This is a genomic window from Kitasatospora sp. SUK 42 (assembly GCF_015776785.2).
GTDB lineage: Bacteria > Actinomycetota > Actinomycetes > Streptomycetales > Streptomycetaceae > Kitasatospora.
Map to the genome: position 1 here is coordinate 1,826,657 of NZ_LFMD02000002.1, position 23,293 is coordinate 1,849,949.

The window sequence follows — 23,293 nt, forward strand, 5'->3', positions numbered from 1 at the left end:
TGAACCGCCGACCCCCGGTGGCCATCCGCCACCGGGGGCCCGGCGGTTCACGCCTCTCACCGCGCCCGCGATGATGGAGGCTGGGAGAACGCCGTGAACGGCGTCCAACCGCCCTCCGAACAACGGGAGCTGAGACATGGCTGTGAAGCCGACGACCGAAACCGACGTCCTGATCGTCGGCGCCGGACCGACCGGACTGCTGCTGGCCGGCGACCTCGCCGCCGCCGGAGTCGGCGTCACCCTCCTGGAGAAGCGGGCGGCCGAGTCCAACCTCACCCGGGCCTTCGCCGTGCACGCCCGCAGCCTGGAGCTGCTGGACGCCCGGGGCCTGGCCGAGGAGCTGATCGCCACCGGCCGCCCGCTCGGCGCGCTGAAGATGTTCGACCGCTTCACCATCGACCTCCAGTCGCTGCCGACCCGCTTCCCGTTCGTCCTGATCACCCCGCAGTACAACGTCGAACGGCTGCTCCAGGAGCGCGCCGAGCGGGCCGGCGCCGTGATCGAGCGCGGCGCCGAGGTCACCGGGCTGCACCAGGACGCCGAGGGCGTGACCCTGGAGACGAAGGACGGGCGGAGCCACCGCGCCCGCTACGCGGTCGGCACCGACGGCGTCCACTCCGCCGTCCGCGAGCTGCTCGGCATCCCCTTCCCCGGCGAGTCCGTGGTGGACTCCGTCTCCCTGGCCGACGTCCGGCTGGAGCGCGAACCCGCCCAGGCGATCACCGTCGGCGCCAACGAGGCCGGCTTCTCCTTCATCGTCCCCTTCGGCGACGGCTGGTACCGGATCATCGCCTGGGACCGCCACGCCCAGCGCTCGGACGGCACCACCCCCACGCCCGAGGAGCTCACCGCCGTCGTCCGGGCCACCTCCGGCGAGGACTACGGCCTGCACGACGTCCGCTGGAGCTCCACCTTCCACAGTGACGAGCGCCAGGCCCCCAACTACCGCTCCGGCCGGGTCTTCCTGGCCGGCGACGCCGCCCACTGCCACTCCCCGGCCGGCGGCCAGGGCATGAACACCGGCCTCCAGGACGCCGCCAACCTGTCCTGGAAGCTCGCCGCCGCCCTCCAGGGCCGGGCCACCGACGCGCTGCTCGACACCTACCAGAGCGAGCGGCACCCGGTCGGCCGGATGGTGCTGCGCACCTCCGGCGCGCTGATCCGGCTCGCGCTCGCCGAGTCCGCCCCCACCCGCGCCCTGCGCGGGGCGCTCACCGCGCTCGGCAGCCACCTCGACCTGCTCACCGAGCGCGGCGCCCGGCTGGTCTCCGGCATCGACATCTCCTACCCCGCCCCCAGGGACGCCCACCCGCAGGTCGGCAAGCGCGTCCCGGACCTGCGGCTGACCGCCCTGAGCAAGCCCGCCGAGGGCGAGCCGGCCGGCCCCGAGCGGCTCTACGAGGCGCTGCGCGCCGGGAAGTTCGTGCTGGTCAGCAATGACGAACTGGCCGCCGCCGAACCCTGGGCGGACCGCATGGTCTCCGCCGCCCCCGCCGACCCGCACGGCAAGCTCGCCGACACCGTGCTGCTGATCCGCCCGGACGGCTACGTCGCCTGGGGCGCCGTCGACCCGGGCCAGCGCGAGTTGACCGCCGCCCTCACCGACTGGCTGGGCGCGGCCTGACGGACCGTCCGGCGGGTGCGTGCGCGAGGGCCGCCGCGCACCCGCCGGGCCGCCGCCGGACCGCCGGGCGGTGACCGTCGTCCGTTAACCCCGCGCCTTCACGTAGTGCCGGGCGGCCTTCGCGCGATTCCCGCACACCGCCATCCGGCACCACCGCCGGCGCCCGTTCTGCGAGGCGTCGAAGAAGTGCAGGATGCAGGCCTCGTGCGCGCACTGCTTCACCCGGTGCGCCCCCTGGCCGAGCAGCGTGAGGAAGTCGTCCACCGCCAGCCAGGGCGCCAGCCACTGCGGCCCGTCGACCTCGGTCCGGTCCTCGGCGCCGCCCGGACCGGCGCTCCGCCGGATCCGTCCGTGCGCCAGCACCGCGTCCAGCGCGGAGCGGGTTGACATGCTCAACTCGCCCTGCTCGCGGGCGTCCTGAGCCGCCAGGACGATCGCCTCGCGGGCCTGCCGGATCGCCGCCAGGCCCTCCTCGTCGGCCGCGCAGCGCCCGCCCAGCCCGGCGGAGGAGAGCCAGATCCCGTACCCCTCGACGCCGGTGAGCAGATCGTTGACGGGGGTTCCGGCCCAGCGGGTGTTGAGCAGGTCCAGCGCCAGCGGCTCGCCGATCAGCGGCCGCGGGTCCCTCGGGTCCGCCATCACGTCAGTCATCGTTCTCCCTCGGCTCCCTCCGATTCTACGTCCGGGCCCCGCACCGGAATTGGCATGGACCGGTTCCGGATTCACGGCCATTCACTGTATGGATCCACCGATTTCCGACACCTCCACAGTTGACTGTTTTTTAGCAACGAATTGCCTGGCCATGAGCCACCTCGCGCAGCTGTTCTGTCATGTTCTAGCCAGCGTTCTACCCCGGAACGCCTGGCCCCTGCCGGCCCCCACAGCCGGCCAGAGGAGGACACGTTGCGCCCCCGCTCCCTCGCTCTCGCCGCGGCGATAGCCGTCCTGCCGCTGACCGCCGTCTCGCTCGGCGTCTCCACCGCGCAGGCCGCTCCCACCCCGCACGCCACCCCGCGCGTCGCCCTGCCGAACACCGTGAACCCCGCGGTGGCCCACTCGGAGAAGAAGGGTGACGTCCCGGCCGAGCAGCAGATCTCGGTGTCCGTCAACCTGAAGCTGCGCAACCCCGACGCCCTGGACCGCTTCCTCACCGCCGTCACCACCCCCGGCTCGCCCGAGTTCGGCAAGTACCTGACGCCGGAGCAGTTCACCGCCCAGTTCGGCCCGAGCCAGCAGTCCGTGGACCAGGTCAGGACGTACCTGGCCCAGCAGGGCCTCACCGTCACCGACGTGAGCGCCAACCGCCAGGTGGTCAACGCCCGCGGCACCACCGCGCAGATCTCGCAGGCCTTCGGCACCCACGAGAGCTCCTACCTGGACCCGCAGCTCCAGCGCGCCTTCTTCGCCAACGACGACGCCGCCTCGATCCCCTCCGACCTGGCCGCCGTGGTCCAGGGCGTGAGCGGCCTGGACAACCACGCGGTGCGCAAGAACCGCCTGGCCAAGCCGAACTCGGTCACCCCGAACGCCGCCACCGCCACGCCGAGCGGCTTCGGCCCGGCCCAGTACGACGGCGCCTACAACCTGAACAAGACCGGCGCCGACGGCACGGGCAGCACCGTCGCCCTCTGGGAGTTCGACGGCTACCAGTCCTCGAACCTGACCACCTACGACTCCCAGTACGGCCTGAGCGGCCCGGCCGTCACCACCGTCTCGGTGGACGGCGCCTCCTACGACTCCGCCCCCGGCCAGGGCCAGGGCGAGGTCGAGCTGGACAGCGAGATCGTCCGCGGCGCCGCCCCCAAGGCGACCCAGCTGGTCTACGAGGCGCCCAACAGCGACCAGGGCGAGATCGACATGGCCAACAAGATCGTGGCCGACAACCGGGCCTCGGTCATCTCGATCTCCTGGGGCTCCTGCGAGCCGGACACCACCGCCGCCTCGATGACGGCCGTCGACAACGCCTTCAAGCAGGCCGCCGCCCAGGGCATCTCGATCTTCTCCGCCTCCGGCGACGACGGCTCGCGCGACTGCACCCGCTCCACCAGCGGCTCGACCGTCAAGGCCGTCGACTTCCCGGCGTCCAGCCCGCACCAGACCGGGGTCGGCGGCACCAACCTCAAGGTCACCAGCGGCAACGGCTACTCCTCGGAGAGCGCCTGGAGCACCGCCGGCGGCGGCGTCTCCACCGTGTTCAGCAAGCCGGCCTGGCAGACCGGCACCGGCGTCAACGGCACCATGCGCACCGTCCCGGACGTCTCCTCCAACGCCGACCCGGCGAGCGGCTTCGCGATCTACACGGCCGGCGCCTGGCAGGTCTACGGCGGCACCAGCGCGGCCGCGCCGCTGTGGTCCGGCTACGCCGCCCAGTTCAACCAGAAGGCCAAGGCCGCCGGGCAGCCGGTCCTCGGCGAGGCGAGCCCGCGACTGTACTCGGTCGCGAACAGCAGCAGCTACGGCAGCGCCTTCCACGACGTGACCACCGGCGCCAACCAGGACTACTCCGCCGGCACCGGCTACGACCAGGTCACCGGCTGGGGCTCCCCGGCCGCCGACCAGCTGACCACCGCCCTGCTCGGCGGCGGCAGCACCACCCCGCCGCCCACCGGCGGCTGCACCCCCGCCCAGCTGATCGGCAACGGCGGCTTCGAGACCGGCACCGCCGCCCCGTGGACGACCTCCTCCGGCGTCATCGACAACAGCGCCTCCGAGCCGGCCCACTCGGGCAGCTGGAAGGCCTGGCTGGACGGCTACGGCACCACCCACACCGACACCCTGTCGCAGACCGTCTCGGTCCCGACCGGCTGCACCTCCGCCAAGCTGACCTTCTGGCTGCACATCGACACCGCGGAGACCGGCACCACCGCGTACGACAAGCTGACCCTCCAGGCCAACAGCACCACGCTGAAGACCTGGTCCAACGTGAACGCGGCCGCCGGCTACGTCCAGCAGACCGTCGACCTGACCTCCTTCGCCGGCCAGACCGTGACCCTCAAGTTCACCGGCACCGAGGACGGCTCCAACCAGACCAGCTTCGTGATCGACGACGTCGCGCTGAACGTCCAGTGATCACCGGCCGGTAGGAACCGGCAACACCCTCCAGGCCCCCGCCGGGGCGGCGCCGACACGGCCCGCCCCGGCGGTGTCCGCTTTCCGGGGCCGGCCACCGGCGGACCCCCGTGTTTCCGGACTGTTTCAAGATCGATAACCATCCGGTTCACCCGTCGTGACCACTGTCATACGCACGACTGATGACGTAGCCTCTCGACCGTGCATAGGGTTCCCCAAAGCTCGGTGAAGCCGCTGGCGGCGCGCCCCGGCGCCGAACCGGTCCCGCCGAACTCACCTGGTGGGGAGGGTCACCGCATGGCCGCACAGCAGCCTCAGGACGCCGCACGGCTCCGTCTCGTCGGATCGGGTACGGAGCGCCCCGGCCCGACCGTCCCCGCGCCGGCCGCCCCGGCCCCCGTACCGTCCGCCGGACGCCCGGCCCCGGCCGGCGGCTTCGCGGACGCCCTCCACCTGGCCATCGAGTCCAGCGGCCTCAGCCTGGACCGGATCCGCGCGGCGCTCGCCGGACGGGGCGTCAGGGTCAGCGTCACGACGCTGAGCTACTGGCGCCGCGGCCGCAGCCAGCCCGAACGGGCCAGCTCGCTGCGCGCCGTCCACCTGCTCGAAGAGCTGCTCGGCCTGCCGCACAGCTCGCTCTCCTCGCTGCTCGGCCCGCCGCGCCCGCGCGGCCGCTGGGCCGCCGCCGCGAACACCAGCCACCTCGGGCTGGAGGACGTCTGGCCGGGCGAGCAGGAGATCGCCGCCATCTTCGCCGAGCTGGACGCCCCGCCGGCCGGCGAGCTGGAGCGGCTCAGCATCCACGACTCGTACTACGTGGACGCCGAGCGGCGCGCCAACCTGCTGCGGATGCGCCAGGTGGTGCGCGCCACGGTCGGCGGCGTCGGCCGCTGCCTGGTCGTGCACAAGGCCGACGAGGAGGCCACCGGCTGCCCGGAGGTCACCTCGGTGCGGCACGGCCGGCTCGGCCGGGTCCGCCGCCGTCCGGAGGCCGGGCTGACCGTCGCCGAGCTGATGCTGGACCGCCCGCTCGGGCTCGGCGACAGCACGGTCTTCGAGTACGAGGTGGAGATCCCGCCGGGCGGCCCGACCCTGGAGTACAGCCGCCGCTTCGCCACGCCCGTGCGCGAGTACGTCCTCCAGGTGCACTTCGACCCGGCGGCCGTCCCGGTGCACTGCGAGCGCTACGACCGCGAGCCGGGCGCCGACGTCGACCACCGGCGCGAACAGCTGTGGATCGGCGCCTCCGCGAGCGCCCACGTCCTGGCCCCGGACCAACAGCCGGGCCACATCGGCATCCGCTGGGAGTGGGCCTGACCCCTGCCGCCCCGGGAGCCCCGTCGGACCGTCAGGTCCGGCGGGGCTCCTGCGTTCCCCCCTCCGGATCAACCGACCACTTCACCTTCGGGAAACGGTTGACGCTCCATCACCTAACCCATAACCTCACGAGTACCGGTTAGGCAGGAGCCTGGCCGGACGCCCCAGCCCCGGGAGTGACCAGGCATGTCCAGCGGCACCCTGCTCCGCACCCTGCAGACCGGCCACGTGGGCCTGAACGTCACCGACCTGGCCCGCTCGATCGACTTCTACCGCGCCGTGCTCGGCCTCGAAGTCGCCCAGGAGGGCACCGACGCCGAGCGCCGCTACGCCCTGCTCGGCCGCGACGGCCGCCTGGTGGTGACGCTCTGGCAGCAGAGCACCGGCGCCTTCCCCACCGCGGCCCCCGGCCTGCACCACCTCTCCTTCGAGGTGGAGAGCCTCGACGAGGTCCGCGCCGCCGAACGCCTGCTGCGCGAACTGGGCACCGGGTTCGCCCACGACGGCGTCGTCCCGCACAGCGAGGGCTCCGCCTCCGGCGGCATCTTCTTCACCGACCCGGACGGCATCCGCCTGGAGATCCACACCCGCACCGGGGTGGACGGGACGGAGGCCGTCGCGCCCGACGCCACCGCCCCGACCTGCGGCTTCTTCTAGACGGGCCGGAGGGAGGACACCATGACCGCCGTCGGCACGCCCTACCACCCCGGCGAGCGGGCCGCCCAGGCCCGGGCCGGCCGCACCGAACGGGCCGACCACGCCGGCCGGTCGATCCGCAGCACCGTTCCGGCCGTCGCCGCCCGCTTCCTGACCGAGCGCCGGATGCTGGTGGTCGGCGCCGCCGACCAGGACGGCCAGGTCTGGGCCACCCAGCTGTCCGGCCCGGCGGGCTTCCTCCAGGCCCCCGACGAGCGCACCCTGGCGGTCGCCGCCCGCCCGGCCGGGGCCGACCCGCTGGCCGGGGCGCTGGCCCGCCCGGCCCGGGTCGGCACCATCGCCCTGGACCCGGCCGGCCGCCGCCGGATGCGGCTCAACGGCCACTCGGCCCCGGACGGCAGGGGCGGACTGCGGATCCACGCCCAGGAGGTGGTCGCCAACTGCCCGAAGTACATCCAGCGCCGCACCCCGCTGGACCGCCCGGACGCCGGCCCGCCCCGCACGGTCGCCGCGGGCCCGGCGCTGTCGACCGGGCAGCGGCTGTTCGCGGCCACCGCGGACACCTTCTTCATCGCCACCACCGGCCCGGACGGCACCGTGGACGCCTCGCACCGCGGCGGCCTCCCCGGCTTCCTGGAGGCGGTGGCACCGGACCGGCTGCGCTGGCCCGAATACCCCGGCAACAGCATGTTCATGACGCTGGGAAACCTGGAGTTGGATCCCCGGGCCGGCCTGCTGCTGCCCGACTGGGAGACCGGCGGGGCGCTGCTGGTCACCGGCGAGGCCCGCACCGACTGGTCCGAGGAGGCCCGGCAGTCCGCCCCCGGCGCCGAGCGGATGGTCGAACTCACCGTCACCGGCGTTCTGGAGCTGGTCGATGCCACCCCCTTGACCTGGACGGATCCCGAGTACTCGCCCGCCGACCCGCGCTGATCCGGACTCATGGTCCGTACCGGCCCCATTGGTTCCACCGGGCCACCGCCACGCCCGGAAACGGAACGGTCCTCACCCGTTCGGCCTAATCCACCATGACACTTCCGCCCCACTTTGGGACTTTGGTCCCGATAACACGCGGATCAGGGCCGGGAAGGCCATTCCTGTCTCGTCGTCAGGCGCTGACCAGGAAAGACCGCAGGAAAGAGGCGGAGCATGACCCTTACCGAACCCCTGTCCCCACTCATGGCCTTCGACGAAGTCGAACCGGAGGAGGACTGCATATGTGGGGGCTGCAGTGCGCGCCGCCGTGCCCGGAGGAACGCCGCGCCGGTGCACGAGGGCGGTCACCCCGCGGCTCGCAGCATGCGCCGCCGGGCGGCCGTGCTGATGGCCGCCGTGGGCACCGCGATCGGCGGCGGGACGGCCGCCGCCGGCTCCGCCACCGCAGCCCCCGCCCCCAGTCCCACTCCGGGCGGTGGCAGCAGCACGGCCAAGACCCCGCAGACCCCGCAGGGCGAGGTCAGCGGCCTGTACGGCCAGGCACCCGGCGCCCGCACCTTCGCCGCCCCGCGCGCCACCGCGGCGCCCGTCACCCGCGCCGACATCATCCAGCGCGCGCAGAGCTGGGTCGACCAGGGCGTGCCGTACAGCATGAGCCGCTACTGGTCGGACGGCTACCGCCAGGACTGCTCCGGCTTCGTCTCGATGGCCTGGGGCCTCGGCAGCAGCCAGACCACCTGGACCCTGCCGAACTTCGCCGAGCGGATCGGCAAGAGCGACCTCCAGCCCGGCGACGTGCTCATCTACAACAACGCGGCCAACCCGCAGGCCGGTTCGCACGTGACGATCTTCGGCGGCTGGGCCGACTCCTCGCAGACCCGGTACATCTCCTACGAGCAGACCTCCCCGAACACCATCAAGCGCTCCACCCCGTACGCCTACTGGAACAACTCCGGCTCCTACGTGCCCTACCGCTACACCGGTCTGTCCAGCGGCGGCAACGGCGGCAACGGCAGCGGCACCACCTCGAACGCCTTCCCGGGTGCGGACCAGTTCGGGCCCGGCGCCAACAACGCGTACGTGACCAAGCTCGGCCAGATGCTCGCCCAGCGCGGCGGGTCCCGCTTCTACTCCGAGGGCCCCGGCCCGCGTTGGGGCGAGGCCGACCGCAAGGCCACCCAGGCCTTCCAGCAGGCACAGGGCTGGACCGGCAGCGAAGCCGACGGCATCCCCGGCAAGGCCACCTGGGACTACCTCGTCAACGGCAAGGGCCGCAACATCGACGGCGGAGGCACCCCGCTCCCGCCCCCGCCGCCCACCGACACCAACGCCTTCCCGGGTGCCGACAAGTTCGGGCCCGGCGCCAACAACGCGTACGTGACCAAGCTCGGCCAGATGCTCGCCCAGCGCGGCGGGTCCCGCTTCTACTCCGAGGGCCCCGGCCCGCGTTGGGGCGAGGCCGACCGCAAGGCCACCCAGGCCTTCCAGCAGGCACAGGGCTGGACCGGCAGCGAAGCCGACGGCATCCCCGGCAAGGCCACCTGGGACTACCTCGTCAACGGCAAGGGCCGCAACATCGACGGCGGAGGCACCCCACTGCCGCCCCCGCCGCCCACCGGCACCACGGCCTTCCCCGGCGCGCAGTACTTCGCCCCGGGCCAGAACAACGACTACGTCCGGCAGCTCGGCGAGCAGCTGGTCCGCAAGGGCTACGGCGGCTACTACAGCGTCGGCCCCGGCCCGCAGTGGGGCGAGGCCGACCGACGGGCCGTCCAGGCGTTCCAGCAGGCGCAGGGCTGGCGCGGCAGCGAGGCCGACGGCTACCCGGGCCAGGACACCTGGCGCCGCCTCTTCTCCTGACGTCTCCTGACGTCCCCTCCGGGGCGGGACGTCCCCTGACGTCCCCTCTGAGGCGCGGCGCCCGCGGTCGGGCGCCGCGCCTCAGCGCTTGCCGGACATCCAGTGGAACAGGCCCATCGCGACGCTGGTCGCCAGGTTGAAGCTGGACACCCCCGGCTGCATCGGCACCGCGACCAGGTGGTCGGCGCGGGCCTTGAGCTCCGCCGAGACGCCGTGCCGCTCGGTGCCGAAGGCGAGCAGCGCGTCGTCCGGGAACGGCAGGTCCCGGATGTCCGCGCCCTCCGGGTCCAGCACGTACAGCGGCCCGGCGGGCAGTTCGGGCAGCGCCAGCCGCTCGACGGCGGTGGCGAAGTGCAGGCCCGCGCTGCCGCGCAGCACGGTCGGGTGCCACGGGTCCAGGTCGCCGGTGGTCACCACCCCGGCGGCGCCGAATCCGGCCGCCAGCCGGATCACCGCCCCGACGTTGCCCAGGTTGCGCGGGTTCTCCAGCACCACGACCGGCGCCCGGCGCGGACGGTGCGCCAGCGCCTCCCGGTTGGCCCGCGCCGAGGGGCGCAGCGCCAGCGCGATCACCCCGGTCGGGTGCAGCCGGGGTGCCAGCGTCCGCAGCCGGTCCTCCGGCAGCTCCACCGCGAGCGCGTCCAGCGCGGGGGCGACGTCCGGTGCCAGTTCGCCGGCCAGCGCCAGCAGCGCGGCCCGGTCGGCGGTCAGCACCCGGCGGACGTCACCGCCGAAGCGCAGCGCGTGCTTCAGCGCGTGGAACCCGTCCAGCAGCACCGCCTCCGGCTCCCGCTCCGCCGCCCGCCACGCCCGTACCGCCTCGTCGTCCATGCGGTTCACTCTGCCACCCCGGTCGGGCCGGGCTCGCCGGGGCGGCCGGCGGCGGCGATCACCTCGTCGAAGCCGAGCGCCCGGCGCGGCGCGCCCTCCTGGTCGCCGGGCGCCGCGGCCAGCCCGGCCAGTGCGAGGTCCAGGTGCCGGTGGACCAGCGAGCCGTCCGCGTCCAGCGCGGCCAGCGCGCCCGGCAGCGGGCGGGAGAGCCGGACGCAGAGCAGCACCAGGTCGCCCATCCCGACGTCGGCCCGCAGCCGTCCGGCGTCCCGGGCGGCGTGCAGCAGGCCCTCGACCGCGGTGACCGTGCCCCGGCGGACGGCCGCCAGTTCCCCGTCCACCACCAGGTGTTCCAGCAGCACCACGATCGCCGCGCCCATCCGCAGGTCGGCGGCCGCGTGCACGAAGCGGCGCAGTGCCAGGTACGGGTCGTCCTCGGCCCGCCGCGCCTCCTCGGCGGCCTCGGTGAGCCGGGCCAGCAGGTCGGTGACCAGTGCGCGCACCAGCGCCTCCCGGTCGGGGAAGCGCCGGTAGAGGGTGGCGGGGCCGACGCCCGCCCGCCGGACCACCGCGTCCAGCGGGGCGTCCGGCCCCCGTTCCAGGAACACCTCGCAGGCGGCGTCCAGGATCCTGCGCCGGCTGCGTGCCGCGTCGGCCCTCATGTCATGACCCCTATCCGGAGAACTTCTCTCCACCTATGCTAGCGTCGCCAACGAAGCGGAGAAAATCTCTCCGCCTATTCGTCCTCTTCGAGGAGCGACGCCATGACGACCAGCACCCCGCTCACCGTCCGCACCGAGCTCGACGGCACCCCCCGGCCGCGCGAAGCCGTCCTCGCCTGGGAACTCGACCGCGCCCGCGCCGCCCTGCGGCTGCTGAAGCAGCGCCTCGGCGACGACCGGATGCGCGAGCTGCTCACCCCCGACACCACCGCCTCCGACGCCGACCTGGCCGGCTGGGCCCGCGCCTCCGGGGGCCGCTGGCGCACCGCCGTCACCGAACTCACCGCCACCGGCATCGACGCCGACGGCTTCCTCGCCTGGTGGCAGGGCCGCCTGCGGGCCGGCGACCGCACCGCCCTGCTCGCCGCCAACCCCGAGCACTACCTGGCCGACTCCGCCGGCGAGCGGGTCGAGATCATCGAGACCATCGGCACCGGCCCGGCCCGCTTCCTCCTCCGCTTCCACGACGACGTCCCCATCGCCGGACCCGGCCACGAGGCCTTCCCCGTCCGCATCGGCGGCACCGGCACCCTGGCCGACGGCACCGAGGTGCTGCGGGTGATGCACGAGTTCGCCGACACCCCGGACGGCCTGCGGATCCGCCTCACCGTCCAGTTCCCCGAGGCCGCCCCCGACCTCCTCCCCACCGGCCACCAGTGGCACTTCGCCTGCGAGTTCACCAACTGGCTCGAAGCGGCCCACGCCGCCGCCTGACCCCTCGGGGGCATGTTCCACGTGAAACATCCCCGCGCCCCCGACACCCGGTCGGGGGCGCGGGGGCCTACGGCACGTCCCCCTTCGCGCTGCCGCGCAGCGCCCGCTCCAGGTCCTTCAGCGCCTGCCCCACCAGCCGCGTCCCCGCCCGCAGCACGTCCCGCTGCACCCCGGCCGGCGCCTGCGCCAGGCCCTCCTCCAGCCGGGCCTGCGCCTCCCGCACCGCCCCGAACTCCACCGGACGCCCGGTCAGCAGCGCCGCCGCCGCGAGCGCCGTGGTCAGTTGCAGCTCCTCCGCGTACTCCGCCGCGCCCGGCACCGGCTCGGCGTCCTCCCCCGGCAGGTGCGCCTCCAGCAGCACCGCCGCCCGCCCCAGGTGCCCGACCGCCGCCCGGGCCCGGTCGATCTGGCGCCGGCTCACCCCGGTCAGCCCGGACTCGTGCCGTCCCGGCTCGGCGTCGGCCCGCTGCATCGCCTGGATGAGCTCGGACCGCGCCTCCCGCGAGTCCAGCAGCGCGCTGCGCACCACCCGCCCCCGCGACGCCGCCGGCCGCTCGTAACAGGCGATCACCGCCGCCGCGTACCGCCCGGCCGCCGCCAGCCACTCGGCGAGCCGCTCGCCGAGCCGGGCGGTCTGCCAGGTGGGGAACAGCGCGTACGTCACGAGCGCGATCGAACCGCCGAGCAGCGTGAGCCCCACCCGCTCGACGGCCGTCACCAGGGGGTTCCCCTCCTGAAGCCCGAGCAGGAACACCACGTACGTCGAGATCCCGACCGTGGTCAGCGCGTACCCCGTACGGAAGGCGAGGTACGACCCGCCGATGCACACCACCGCGAGCGCGGCCAGCACCCACTGCCCGGGGTGGAGGAGCTGCACCACCAGCGTCGAGGCGGCGACCCCGACGACCGTCCCGGCCAGCCTGGCGACACCCCGGCTGTAGGTCTGGGCGAAGTCCGGCCGCATCACCATCGCGGCGGTCATCGGCGCCCAGTAGCCGTGCTGGAACCCGGCCAGCCGGGCCACCAGGTAGGAGACGGTGACCACCCCGGAGAGCCGGACGGCGTGCTGGAAGATCGCCGAATGCGGCTGCACCTGGCGCCGTACGGCCCGCAGCGCGACCGGCATTATCCGGGAGATCGACGGCTTGTGCAGCGCCCCGCCGGCCCCGACCACGGGCGTGGTGATGGTGTCCGCGTCGTTCCGCTCCAGGGTGTCCGAGGCCTTCCGCAGCAGCCCGGTCAGCCGCCGGGAGGAACGCCGGGCCGCCCCCTGCAAGCGCGGGCCGTCGTCCGGCGGCACCAGGGTGAGCGAGGGCGCCGAGCGGGGGAGCCGTACCGGATCGCCGGTGCGGATCGCCCGGGCGAGGGCGTCCATGACCTCGGCGGAGGCCGCCAGCACCTCGCGGGCCCGGTCGCGCTCCGGCCCCTCCTCGGGGGCGCCCACCTTGGGGTCGGCGAGCGCGGCGAGGGTGGGCCGGATGCGCTCGGCGATGCCGCGCAGGCCACGCAGTTCGGGCGGCCGGTGGCGGTCCTGCCAGGGCGTCACGGCGGAGGCGTAACGGGCGGTCATGAACGGCGCCGGATCCACGTGCGCGATCGGATCCTGCCTCAACCTCCGTGCGTAGTCGGCGAGTTCGGCATAGGTGTCGGCGAGGGCGTCCCGCTGGGCGCTCCAACTCCCGATCGGCCACACGGTGATGACGACGGCCTGGACGACTCCGCCGAGCGCGGCGACCAGCCCGTGCCCGAGCGCGGCGGTCGTACTGACCGGGAGCTGCACGACGATCAGCATCACCGAGACGGTGTTGGCCGCGACCACCCCGGCGGTCGGCCCGATCGCCCACGCGAGCCCGGCACCGAAGGCCCACACCGCGAGCAGCACCGGGAACAACCCGGTGACCCCGGCGGCCAGGTAGCCGAGGAAGGTGCTGATGCCGAGCCCGACCCCGGCCGCGACGGCGAGGCTGGCCCGGGGCCGGAAGCTGCGCTGGAACGTGGCCGAACCGGCGATGAACGCCCCCATCGCGGCCGAGGTCGCCAGCGCGACCCCGCCGAGCGCGAGCGTGGGGAAGAGCACCAGCGCCACCGCGACCGCCCCGCGCACAGCCCGCTTGGGATCGGTGAGCGCCCGGTCCAGGGTGAGTCCGGTCCGCGCGGTGTCGCGAAGGGCGTCGAACCAGGACATAGCGACATCCTAGGGCGTGCCCTGACGTCGCGGACACGGCGGAGATCCGCAGGACACGCCCTACGACTCGGATCGGCCTGCCCCGCGCCGGATCCGGCGCAGCCACGCCGCCGCCCCGAGCAGCACCCCGGTCGGCAGGAACACCGCGTCCGCCGCGATCATCGCGAGCGAGAACACCGGCAACCCGAGCACCACCGCGATCCCCAGGTGCTCGGCCATCATCACCGCCAGCAGCACGTTCTTGACGCGCCGGTTGAACAGCGTGAACGGGAAGGCGACCTGGAGGATCACCGTGCCGTACGAGATCAGGAACACCGGCAGCAGCGCCGAGCCGAGCAGCGCGGACAGCCCCGGCCAGGGGGCGAAGTAGTCCAGGTGCAGCGGGTAGTACAGCGCGGTGCCGTCCTGCCAGCGCGAACCCTGCACCTTGTACCAGCCGGCCGTGGCGTAGATCAGCACCACCTCGGCGGCGATCACCAGCATCGCGCAGTTGTGCACCATGTTCGCCAGCGCGTCGAGCACCGCCCGCGGCTCGCCCAGCGGCCGCAGCCGGCCGAGCAGCCACCAGAGCCCGGCCACCGCCCAGAGCCCCCAGAACAGCGGCGACCAGCCGAGGTACGGGAAGGTCGGGCCCGTCCAGGTCAGGCTGTCGCCGGAGAAGCCGCCGAACTGACCGGCCGCCAGCGCCGCGCCGAGCAGCGCCCAGAGCACCACCCCGCCCCACCCCGGCCGCACCCTTCGAGCGTCCAGCGACCACACCTCGGCGCAGCGGGTGAAGACCAGGTAGACCGCCATCAGGTGGACGACGTTGTCCCCGCCGTCGCCGAGCAGGACACTGCGGTTCTGCAACGACAGCACGGTGACCAGGAACAGCACCGTGCTCGCCCTGGTCCGCCAGCCCAGCAGCACCGCCAGCGCGGCCAGCACCGCCAGGTGGTAGACCAGCTCGAACCAGAGCCGGCCGCCGAACCAGGGCAGCACGGTGAACGCCCCGTTGTCGGCCAGCAGCCGCTGGGCGAGCTCCATCGACCAGGGCGAGCGGTCGCCGTACAGCACCCGCCGGTGCGGCCACTCGCGCAGCAGGTAGGTGAGCCAGACCAGCCCGAAGCCGATCCGCACCACCGCGGCCTGGTGCCGCCCGAGCGCCCGCCCGGTGAACGCCGCCAGGGCCCGGCCGAGCGCCGGCCCCGGCCCGCCCGGGGCCGCCACGGAGGCGGGCGGCGGCCCGCCCTGGTGCGGGATACCGGGCGTCAGGCCCGGCTCCCGCACCGACGCCTCGTTCACCCGAGCCCCCGGTAGTCCTCGTCCTCGACCGGCCACCACGGCAGCTCCCGCACCTTGGGCGCGGGCGGCGCCGCCTCGCCGCTCCAGGCCGGCGGCGGGACGGTGGTCGAGGTCACCCGGAACTCGATCTCCACGACGCGCTCGCCGTCCACCGCCCGTCCGATCCGCTGCAGCGCGATCCGCTTGAGGTACTGCTCGGCGAGCCTGCCGCGCGGGCCGACCGGCTTCTCGTCCTGCGGGTCGTGCGAGCCGTCGTAGAAGTCCCAGGCCCGGCGCAGCAGGTTCTGGTCGGCGTGGCTGGGCGCCGGGTTGCCCCGAACGGCGGCGAGGTCCTGCGCGGTCAGCCCGATCCAGTCGCGGGTGCGGGCGTCGGAGCCGTCCGCGGCGGTGCGCACCCGGGCGTCCACACCGATGTTCTGCTGCAACGGGTTGGGGGCGAACAGCTTCCAGTTCTGCTCGAACTCCGGGTACACCACGCCGTCGACCTCGTCCCGGTACTTCCGGGACAGCGAGTTGGCGGGCGCGACGTGCAGGAACACCGCGGCGAGGAACAGGCCGGTACCGCTCAGCAGCACCGCCGCGGCGAGGCCGAGGACGAGTTGCGCCGGCCGCGACCAGGCCCGTCCGAGGGCCGGCCGGTCCGTGGTCTCCGTCATGGCCTCCCCCGCCGGTCGGCGCGCCACCGGCCCGCTACCGGCGCGTCGCGCGCCCATCCTGCCGTACGCCACCGGGGCCGCCGGTGTGACTACAGGCCGGTGTGACTACAGGACGAAGGGAGCCTGCCCGCCGCCGCTGACCATCGGACGGCCCGCGCCCTCCCAGGCGTACATCCCGCCGTCCACGTTCACCGCGTCCCGGCCCTGCTGCACCAGGTACTGGACGACCTGCGCGGAGCGGCCGCCGACCCGGCAGAGCACGTACAGCTTCTCGTCGGGCAGCTCGCCGATCCGGGCGATCACCTCGCCGATCGGGATGTGCAGCGCGCCCTCCACGTGGCCGGCGTCCCACTCGTCCTGCTCGCGCACGTCCAGCAGAGCGGCGTCGGCCGGCACGGAGGCGGCGTCGGTGGTGGGGATCTGCGGGAACATCGTGTGGCTCTCCTGAGGGGGGTACCGCCCGGCCGAAGGCCGGGAGGAGGTCGGGTCCTGGTCATTCTCGCCCACCGGCGGGTGCGCGGGGGCGCCGAGCAGTCGTTCCAGTTCGGCCTGCTGAGCGGCGGCCTTGGCGAGCAGTTCCTCGGCGAGCTGCTCCAGCAGCCGGTCCGGGTCCTGCGGGGCGAGGGCGAGCAGCTGGCCCATCGGGGTCTGCTCCAGCCGGACCTGCTCGGCGGCGGTCTCGGCGATCTTGGCGGTCAGCCAGTCCAGCCTGCGGCGCAGCCAGCCCGGCCGGTCGGGGGAGTCGAGCGCCGGCGCGGCCTCCGGCGCGGTGGACCACTCGGCGGTCAGGCCCTCCAGCGCGGCGGCGTCGCCGTACGCGTAGGCCTCGTTGACCCGCACCAGGAAGTCCGCCCGGCGCCGCTGCTCGGCCGGGTCGGTGGTCAGGTCCGGATGGGCGCGGCGGACCAGCTCGCGGTAGAGCCGCTGCGCCTCCCTGCCGGGCCGCACCCGGGCCGGCGCGGCGGGCGGCGGGGGAGCCGTCTCGGACGGCTCCGGCCCGGCCCCCTCCCCCGACCGCTCCCGGGACTTCTCCTGCACGGAGTCGAACAGCGCGTCCAGGTCCGGCAGTTCCTCGACCTGCTGCCGGGCCTCGGCGGCCCGTCGCAGGTCCTCCGGCCGGCCGGTGCGGGCCGCGACCGCCTCGGCGACCAGCGCCTCCAGTTCGTCCAGCCGGGCGTACAGCGGGCCGAGCAGCTGATGGTGGATCAGGGCGAAGTTGTCGATCTCGACCCGCAGCGTCTGCACGTCCACGTCCATGCTGAGCCAGGCGAGTTCGGCCGCGGCGACCCGCTCCTCCAGCGCCTGCTGCTCCGGGTCCGTCCAGCGGACGGGGCTCTGTGCGCTCACTTCTCGCCTCTGTCTGGTCCGGCCGGCTGCGTCCTGCGGTGCCGCCGCACGGGCGGCCCGGCCTGCCACCCTACCCTCGTCGGCGTAAGCCCCGTCCGGGTGAAGCGGGGGTGTGAACCGGCGCGCGGCACGTGACACGCAACCGATCCTGAGGAATCTCCCCGTTTCGGTGTCGAGTCCGGCCCGGTCCGTGATTCGCTGGTATCCGCACAGCGTGCCTTCCTCCGGAGAAACGGCCGCCTCCAGGCGTGGCGGCCAGGCGGGAGCAGACCGAATCCATGGTGGCCGAGTCCAACTCCACACCGCGTCCGGCCGACGCCGGGGCCGCACCGGGCGACCACCGGACCGGGGTCGCCGCCCTGGTACGGCTCGCCCTCGTCCTGGTCGACCGGGCCGGACGCATCGCCCAGTGGAGCCGGGCCGCCGAGGAACTCTTCGGGCACCGCGCCGAGACCGCCCTCGACCGCTCCGCCTCGGGCCTGCTGCCCGCCGTGGAGCAGCGGATGCAGGGCGGCTGCGCGGTGCGCCGCCCCTGCGACGCCCTCGACACCCTGGCCGAGCTGACCGCCGAGGGCCGCCCCTGGGCCGGCCGGCTGACCGTCACCGACCGCGAGGAACACCAGCGCGACGTGCTCTGGTGGGCCTACCCGCTGCCCGGCCCGCCCGGCGGACTGCTCGCCCTGGCCGCCGACGCCCGCCCGCTGCGCACCGCCGGGCCCCGGCTCGCGCTCGGCGAGCGCCTGCTGCCGTTCGCCGCCGCCCCGGCCGCCCGGGGCGGCTTCCACGCGCTGACCGCGGCCCTCACCCCGGCCGACGGCGAGCCGCCCGAACCGCTGGCCCGGCTGCTGCCCGCCGCCCACCGGGCGCCGCTGCTGGCGGCGCTGACCCGGGCCGGGCTGCCCGCGCTGCGGCTGGAACGCGGCCGCCGGGCTCGGCCGCCGCTACCCGACGCCCCAGCAGCGCGCCGCCCGGGTCGGCCCGCCGCCGCAACCCGAGCAGTCCGCACCCGGCCGCCGTCCGCCCGGCCCGTCCGGTCCGCTGCCCACCCAGCGCGAGGTCGTCCAGCCCACCGCCGCCGTCGGCACGGCGGCGGGCCCGCCGGCCGTCCCTCCCCCGGCCAACGGCCGGGAGGTACCGCCACGCTCCGGAGGAGGAGCCGCCATCGAGCCGCAGACCGCCATCGAGCCGCAGACCGCCGTCGGGCCGCAGGCCGCCGAGCCGTCCGCCCACGGCCTCCCGCCGCGCCGGGCCGAGCACGCCCCCGCCGTCGTGCCCGTCCCCGTGCCCGCTCCCGCGGGCGCCGCCGGCCCACCGAGCGGACGGCTGGGCCCGTTCCTCACCAACGGCCAGGCCGGCGAGCAGCTGGCCCTGCTGAACGAGGTCGGCGGCAAGGTCGGCACCACCCTGGACCTCGGCTTCACCGCCCGCGAGCTGTGCCAGGTGCTGGTCCCCCGGGTCGCCGACTTCGCCTGTGTGGACCTCGTGGACGGCCTGATCTCGGACTCCGAACTGCCGGCCGCCCGCCCGGACGACGACACCATGCTGCGCCGGGTCGCCCTGGTCTACAACGAGGCCGTCGGCGCCTGGGACCACGTGCTCTCCGAGGGCTCCCTGGTCAGCATGCCCCGCCGGACCCCGCCCGGGATGGCCCTGCAACTGAACCAGCCGGTGCTGGTCCCGGTGGTCAGCCCGGACGTCGCGGTCGACTACGCGATCGCGCTCGGCGGCGCCCGGCTGGCCCCCGTGGTCTCCGGCCGGTCGATGCTGGTGGTGCCGCTGTCCGCCCGGGGCACCGTGCTCGGCATCCTCAAGCTGCTCCGGCTGCCCGACCGCGCCCCCTTCGACGAGAGCGACGCCGCCACCCTGAAGGAGCTGGCGGTACGGGCCGCGCTGTCGCTGGACAACGCCCGGCTGCACCGCGCCGAGGCCCGGGTCGCCACCACCCTGCAGCGCTCGATGATCCCGACCCGCCCGCCGCAGATCCCCGGCGTGCAGATCGCCCACCGCTACCTGCCCGGCGACCCGAAGGCCCAGGTCGGCGGCGACTGGTTCGACGCGATCCAGCTGCCCGGCAGCCGGGTCGCCCTGGTGGTCGGCGACGTGATGGGCCACGGCCTGCACTCGGCGGCCGCGATGGGCCGCTTCCGCACCGCGATGCAGACCCTCGCCGCGCTGGACCTGCCGCCCGGCCAGTTGCTGCGCCACCTGGACAACCTGGCCCAGAAGCTCGGCGACGACCACCTGGCGACCTGCCTCTACGCGGTCTACGACCCGATCAACCGGACCTGTGAGCTGGCCAGCGCCGGCCACGTCCCGCCCGTCCTGGTGCACCCGGACGGCACCGGCGAGCTGCTGGAGATCCCGGCCGGCGCACCGATCGGCGTGGGCGGGGTGCCGTTCGTCGCCAAGACCATCGACGTCTCGGACGGCTCGATGCTGGTGCTGTGCACCGACGGCCTGGTCGAGGTCCGGGGCGGGGACATAGGAGCAGGCCTGGCGGCGCTGTGCGGCAACCTGATCGACCCGCAGCAGAGCCCCGAGCAGGCCTGCGACGAGGTGCTGCGGCGGCTGCACACGGACGACCGCAAGGACGACGTCGCCCTGCTGGTGGCCCGCTTCGACGGGGTCGCCCCGTCCAAGGTGGCCACCTGGGACCTCACGGTGGACCACCGGGAGGTCGGCCGGGCCCGCTCGCTGGTCCGCGAGCAGCTGGCCGCCTGGCACCTGGAGGCGCTCAGCGACACCACCGAGCTGCTGGTCAGCGAGCTGGTCACGAACGCCGTGCGGGTCGCCCGGGACACGGTCCAGCTCCAGCTGATCCGGGTGGACAAGCTGCTGGTCGAGGTCAGCGACGACAACCACAACCTGCCCTCGCTGGAGCCGGCCGAGCAGCTCGGCGAGACCGGCCGCGGCCTCACCCTGGTCACCAAGCTCGCCGAGCGCTGGGGCACCGCCCGCAAGGCGGTGGGCAAGGTCGTCTGGTTCGAGCTCCCCCTCCCGCACGCGTGAGGGCCGCGTCCCGGCACGACCGGGTACGCGGCCCCCACACCGGGTGGAGCGTCGCTCAGGGGATGAGGGCCCCCGCCGCGCTGCGCCGCCGGGCCTCCACCGCGACCTCCCGGGAGGCGGCCGCGGCCACCGAGGTGGCGGCGCCGACCCCGGCCAGCACCCGCGGCCAGAAGTCCCCGAAGACCTCGACCGAGACGGCGATCAGCAGCGCGGTGATCACCGCGACGACGTGCTCCAGGCCGGCCAGGTTCGGCAGCACGACGGCCTCGCCGACCATCAGCACCACCACCAGGCCGGCGGTGAACCAGGCCCGGGTGCGGAACGCGATGCAGATCGCCAGCGCCACCACCGCGGCCGAAGGCCCGGTGTCCCGCACGTAGGCGACCCACTTCGGGAAGCCGAACAGGTGGCCCGGCCCGACCGCCACCCCGACCCGGGCGAACAGCGTGCCCGCCAGGGTGCAGGCGTAGGCGACCACCAGGGTCATCCTCCGGCCGAGCACGATCTCGGCGATCGCGAAGACCACGAACACCTGGGCCAGTGCCCCCCACACCGGCAGGTCCAGGGCCGGCACGTACAACGACAGCGGCGTCCGCAGCAGCGAGACGTCCAGCGGCAGCGAGGCCCGCACCACACCGATGTGGTTGACGAAGCGCTCGCCCCCCGGCAGGTGCTGGACGACACTGAACAGCAGGATCAGAAACGTCGCCAGCGTGGCCAGCGGAACAGCGGCGAACTTCTTCCGGGCCACCGCGTTCCGGACCGTCAGGTACAACGTCCCCCACTCGGCGACAGCGGCCGTTCTGGCTACCGCCAGCGGCCCCTTTCGCACGCCCCCCGCGTGGGTCCTGTGATTCACAAGCGTTTCTCCCGAATCCCGAACTTCTCAGCTACCCCAACATTAGAAGCCTGTTAACAAATCCACATCGGCACGGATGGGGATACGGGTCATCCTCAGGAGGGAGGGCACGCCCCCCACCGGACCCCCTTAAGACCGAGGGCCCCCCTCCGCCCCCCGACGGAGGGCTACCCCTTCCCGTCCCGTGCCGCCACCGGAACGCGGGGCGCCACCACGGTGGCCCCGGCGTGCCGGCGACGGAACAGGGCGGGCAGACTCGGCGCGACGATGAACCCCTCGGCGCGTGCGCTCGCGATGCCGATGCGCGGAATCTCACTGCTCTTCTCGAACAGCAGGTAGCGCGGTTCCCAGATCGGCCGGTACTTGGCGTTCGCCCGGTACAGCGATTCGATCTGCCACCAGCGCGAGAAGAATCCGAGGATGGAACGCCACAGCCGCAGCACCGGGCCGGCGCCGAGCCTCGAACCGCGCTCGAATACCGAGCGGAACATCGCGAAGTTCAGCGAGACCCGCTTCAGCCCCACCTCGTCGGCGCGCTGCAGCAGCTCGATCACCATGAACTCCATCAGGCCGTTCTCGGTGTCCCGGGCCCGGCGCATCAGGTCCAGCGAGAGCCCGTCCGGGCCCCACGGGACGAAGCTCAGCAGCGCCTTGAGCTCGCCGTCCCCGTCGTGGCACTCCAGCATCACGCAGCGGCCGTCGGCCGGGTCGCCGAGCCGGCCCAGCGCCATCGAGAAGCCGCGCTCGGTCGCCCCGTCGCGCCACTCGTCGGCCTTGGCCACCAGCTGCGCCATCTCCGCCTCGGAGATGTCCTCGTGGCGGCGGATCCGCACCGTGTACCCGGCCCGCTTGACCCGGTTGTACGCCTGCCGGACCACCCGCATCGCCCGGCCGTCCAGCGAGAACTCGTCCAGCTCGACGATCGCCTCGTCGCCCAGCTCCAGCGCGTCCAGCCCGTGCCGGGCGTAGATCACCCCGGCCTCCTCGGAGGCGCCCATCACGGCCGGCGCCCAGGCGTGCTCGCGGGCCTCGGCCAGCCAGGCGTCGATCGCGCCCGGCCAGGCCTCCGGGTCGCCGATCGGGTCGCCCGAGGCGAGCGACACCCCGCCGATCACCCGGTAGGTCACCGCCGCCTTGCCGCTGGGGGAGAAGATCACCGCCTTGTCCCGGCGCAGCGCGAAGTAGCCCAGCGAGTCCCGCTCGCCCTGCCTGGCCAGCAGCTCGCGCAGCTTCGCCTCGTCCTGCGGGTTCAGCAGCTCCTTGCCGCGCGGGCTGCGGAAGGCCACGTACAGCACCAGCAGGAACAGCACCGCGCCCATCGCGTTGATCGCCGCGTTCACCCAGGTCGGGGCGGCGATCACCGAACGCAGGTGCTCGGACGGGGTGATGGTGATCATCCGGCCGACCGAGTAGCGGAAGAGGTCCCACCAGTCGGCGCCGGCCAGCTCGTTGGTCGGCCAGACCAGCAGCGCGCCGACGGCACCGCCGAACACCAGCCCGCCAACGAAGGTGGCGGCCGCGGTCTTCGGGTTGGAGCGGTCGCCCTTGGAGATGAACTCCTTGCGCCCGATCAGCAGCGCCAGCACGAACAGGCAGGTCAGGATCGTCGAGACGTAGTTGAGCGGATGCTTGTTGAACCGCTCGCCGGGCAGCACCATGGCCGCCAGGTAGAGCAGGGCGAACACGCTGCTGAGCGCCGCGTTGAAGATCCACGCGGCCCGCTTGCGCCGCCGCATCGCGACGGCGAGGAAGATCGAGAGCACCGCGGCCGCCAGACCGGAGGTCATCAGGTACGGGGTGAAGTACTCACCCTCGTTGTGCTCGCTGACCTGGTCGCGGAAGGGCACCAGGAGCACCGTCGCCACGTTCAGCAGCGCGAGCAGCCTCAGGTACCAGACGGACGCCGTGGCGGCCCTCGGCCGCCAGCGGTCGAGCATGGTGACGGGCCGGGGCCCGTGGGACGTGGCGGACGGCTCCGACTTCACAGTGGACGACACAACTCAATTCCAAACGATCAGATGGTGGGGCGCATCCGCACACGGCCCGGCGCCGGGCGCCCGCACGGGCCCGACGGACTGACCGACCACCCGGCCGGACCTACCGCCCAGCCGGGAGGAGGGCCCATAAATGGGCAGCCAACTCCATGGTTCACCACCATTCCTGAGAATTGCGTGAACCGGGTAGCCGATTCCCACCCCCGCCGAACGGCGGGGGGACACCCCC

The 23,293-nt window shown here is 74.1% G+C and carries 17 protein-coding genes and 1 pseudogene; 9 read left to right on the forward strand and 9 right to left on the reverse strand.

Going from position 1 to position 23,293, the window contains the following annotated elements; translation table 11 throughout:
- Positions 1-136 precede the first annotated feature (136 nt).
- Entirely contained in the window at positions 137-1,624 is a 1,488-nt protein-coding gene (locus RZ50_RS07940; RefSeq protein WP_196950790.1) for an FAD-dependent monooxygenase, read from the forward strand.
- An 84-nt stretch (positions 1,625-1,708) separates the two neighbouring features.
- Here the strand turns inward: RZ50_RS07940 and RZ50_RS07945 are convergent, their stop codons facing one another.
- Entirely contained in the window at positions 1,709-2,275 is a 567-nt protein-coding gene (locus tag RZ50_RS07945; RefSeq protein WP_254802025.1) for a CGNR zinc finger domain-containing protein, read from the reverse strand.
- Between the two features lie 252 nt (positions 2,276-2,527).
- Here RZ50_RS07945 and RZ50_RS07950 point away from each other — a divergent pair, with 252 nt between their 5' ends.
- The 5 genes from RZ50_RS07950 to RZ50_RS28955 all read left to right on the forward strand — a co-directional run bounded on the left by RZ50_RS07950 (position 2,528) and on the right by RZ50_RS28955 (position 9,463).
- The gene (locus tag RZ50_RS07950; RefSeq protein WP_196950789.1) at positions 2,528-4,693 is read left to right on the forward strand and encodes a protease pro-enzyme activation domain-containing protein; all 2,166 of its coding nucleotides are present in this window, start codon (positions 2,528-2,530) and stop codon (positions 4,691-4,693) included.
- 297 nt (positions 4,694-4,990) lie between these two features.
- On the forward strand, positions 4,991-6,010 hold the full coding sequence (locus RZ50_RS07955) for an XRE family transcriptional regulator (protein WP_196950788.1): 1,020 nt from the start codon (positions 4,991-4,993) through the stop codon (positions 6,008-6,010).
- 186 nt (positions 6,011-6,196) lie between these two features.
- Positions 6,197-6,667 (forward strand): VOC family protein, encoded by a 471-nt coding sequence (locus RZ50_RS07960; RefSeq protein WP_196950787.1) that lies wholly within the window; start codon positions 6,197-6,199, stop codon positions 6,665-6,667.
- A 21-nt stretch (positions 6,668-6,688) separates the two neighbouring features.
- On the forward strand, positions 6,689-7,600 hold the full coding sequence (locus RZ50_RS07965) for a pyridoxamine 5'-phosphate oxidase family protein (protein WP_196950786.1): 912 nt from the start codon (positions 6,689-6,691) through the stop codon (positions 7,598-7,600).
- Between the two features lie 333 nt (positions 7,601-7,933).
- Complete coding sequence (locus RZ50_RS28955) at positions 7,934-9,463, forward strand: peptidoglycan-binding protein (RefSeq protein ID WP_308271527.1); 1,530 nt, start codon at positions 7,934-7,936, stop codon at positions 9,461-9,463.
- An 81-nt stretch (positions 9,464-9,544) separates the two neighbouring features.
- On the opposite strand, the gene RZ50_RS07975 is transcribed toward RZ50_RS28955, so the two are convergent.
- Both RZ50_RS07975 and RZ50_RS07980 read right to left on the reverse strand, forming a co-directional pair.
- Positions 9,545-10,294 (reverse strand): RNA methyltransferase, encoded by a 750-nt coding sequence (locus RZ50_RS07975; RefSeq protein ID WP_196950784.1) that lies wholly within the window; start codon positions 10,292-10,294, stop codon positions 9,545-9,547.
- A gap of 5 nt (positions 10,295-10,299) precedes the next feature.
- Positions 10,300-10,956: a TetR/AcrR family transcriptional regulator gene (locus tag RZ50_RS07980; RefSeq protein ID WP_196950783.1), complete on the reverse strand. Its 657-nt coding sequence runs from the start codon at positions 10,954-10,956 to the stop codon at positions 10,300-10,302.
- 102 nt (positions 10,957-11,058) lie between these two features.
- Here RZ50_RS07980 and RZ50_RS07985 point away from each other — a divergent pair, with 102 nt between their 5' ends.
- Positions 11,059-11,730, forward strand: a complete 672-nt coding sequence (locus tag RZ50_RS07985; protein ID WP_196950782.1) for a hypothetical protein — start codon at positions 11,059-11,061, stop codon at positions 11,728-11,730.
- Positions 11,731-11,797: 67 nt separating this feature from the next.
- On the opposite strand, the gene RZ50_RS07990 is transcribed toward RZ50_RS07985, so the two are convergent.
- From RZ50_RS07990 to RZ50_RS30070, 4 genes are all read right to left on the reverse strand, one after another.
- Positions 11,798-13,915 carry an FUSC family protein gene (locus RZ50_RS07990; RefSeq protein WP_196950781.1) on the reverse strand — a complete coding sequence of 706 codons (2,118 nt, stop codon included), beginning with the start codon at positions 13,913-13,915 and terminating at the stop codon, positions 11,798-11,800.
- A gap of 60 nt (positions 13,916-13,975) precedes the next feature.
- Complete coding sequence (locus tag RZ50_RS07995) at positions 13,976-15,199, reverse strand: HTTM domain-containing protein (RefSeq protein ID WP_196950780.1); 1,224 nt, start codon at positions 15,197-15,199, stop codon at positions 13,976-13,978.
- Entirely contained in the window at positions 15,196-15,855 is a 660-nt protein-coding gene (locus RZ50_RS08000) for a DUF5819 family protein (RefSeq protein WP_196950779.1), read from the reverse strand. Before RZ50_RS08000 ends, RZ50_RS07995 begins: the two co-directional genes overlap by 4 nt.
- 105 nt (positions 15,856-15,960) lie before the next feature.
- Positions 15,961-17,202 (reverse strand): rhodanese-like domain-containing protein, encoded by a 1,242-nt coding sequence (locus RZ50_RS30070; protein WP_196950778.1) that lies wholly within the window; start codon positions 17,200-17,202, stop codon positions 15,961-15,963.
- A 278-nt stretch (positions 17,203-17,480) separates the two neighbouring features.
- Between RZ50_RS30070 and RZ50_RS08010 the strand changes: the two are divergent.
- Positions 17,481-17,699, forward strand: a pseudogene (locus tag RZ50_RS08010) (PAS domain S-box protein); the annotation flags it as partial.
- A 784-nt stretch (positions 17,700-18,483) separates the two neighbouring features.
- Positions 18,484-20,211, forward strand: coding sequence for a SpoIIE family protein phosphatase (locus tag RZ50_RS08015; protein ID WP_308271528.1), 1,728 nt, complete (start codon positions 18,484-18,486; stop codon positions 20,209-20,211).
- 55 nt (positions 20,212-20,266) lie between these two features.
- Here the strand turns inward: RZ50_RS08015 and RZ50_RS08020 are convergent, their stop codons facing one another.
- Positions 20,267-20,962, reverse strand: coding sequence for a hypothetical protein (locus tag RZ50_RS08020; protein ID WP_196951163.1), 696 nt, complete (start codon positions 20,960-20,962; stop codon positions 20,267-20,269).
- A gap of 275 nt (positions 20,963-21,237) precedes the next feature.
- Positions 21,238-23,007, reverse strand: coding sequence for a phosphatidylglycerol lysyltransferase domain-containing protein (locus RZ50_RS08025; RefSeq protein ID WP_196951184.1), 1,770 nt, complete (start codon positions 23,005-23,007; stop codon positions 21,238-21,240).
- Positions 23,008-23,293 lie beyond the last annotated feature (286 nt).

Excerpts from the sequence above, each read along its gene's own strand:
- RZ50_RS07940 (WP_196950790.1), top strand. The coding sequence starts at position 137 with ATGGCTGTGAAGCCGACGACCGAAACCGACGTCCTGATCGTCGGCGCC.
- RZ50_RS07945 (WP_254802025.1), bottom strand. The coding sequence starts at position 2,275 with ATGACTGACGTGATGGCGGACCCGAGGGACCCGCGGCCGCTGATCGGC.
- RZ50_RS07955 (WP_196950788.1), top strand. The coding sequence starts at position 4,991 with ATGGCCGCACAGCAGCCTCAGGACGCCGCACGGCTCCGTCTCGTCGGA.
- RZ50_RS07960 (WP_196950787.1), top strand. The coding sequence starts at position 6,197 with ATGTCCAGCGGCACCCTGCTCCGCACCCTGCAGACCGGCCACGTGGGC.
- RZ50_RS07965 (WP_196950786.1), top strand. The coding sequence starts at position 6,689 with ATGACCGCCGTCGGCACGCCCTACCACCCCGGCGAGCGGGCCGCCCAG.
- RZ50_RS07975 (WP_196950784.1), bottom strand. The coding sequence starts at position 10,294 with ATGGACGACGAGGCGGTACGGGCGTGGCGGGCGGCGGAGCGGGAGCCG.
- RZ50_RS07980 (WP_196950783.1), bottom strand. The coding sequence starts at position 10,956 with ATGAGGGCCGACGCGGCACGCAGCCGGCGCAGGATCCTGGACGCCGCC.
- RZ50_RS07985 (WP_196950782.1), top strand. The coding sequence starts at position 11,059 with ATGACGACCAGCACCCCGCTCACCGTCCGCACCGAGCTCGACGGCACC.
- RZ50_RS07990 (WP_196950781.1), bottom strand. The coding sequence starts at position 13,915 with ATGTCCTGGTTCGACGCCCTTCGCGACACCGCGCGGACCGGACTCACC.
- RZ50_RS08000 (WP_196950779.1), bottom strand. The coding sequence starts at position 15,855 with ATGACGGAGACCACGGACCGGCCGGCCCTCGGACGGGCCTGGTCGCGG.
- RZ50_RS08025 (WP_196951184.1), bottom strand. The coding sequence starts at position 23,007 with ATGCTCGACCGCTGGCGGCCGAGGGCCGCCACGGCGTCCGTCTGGTAC.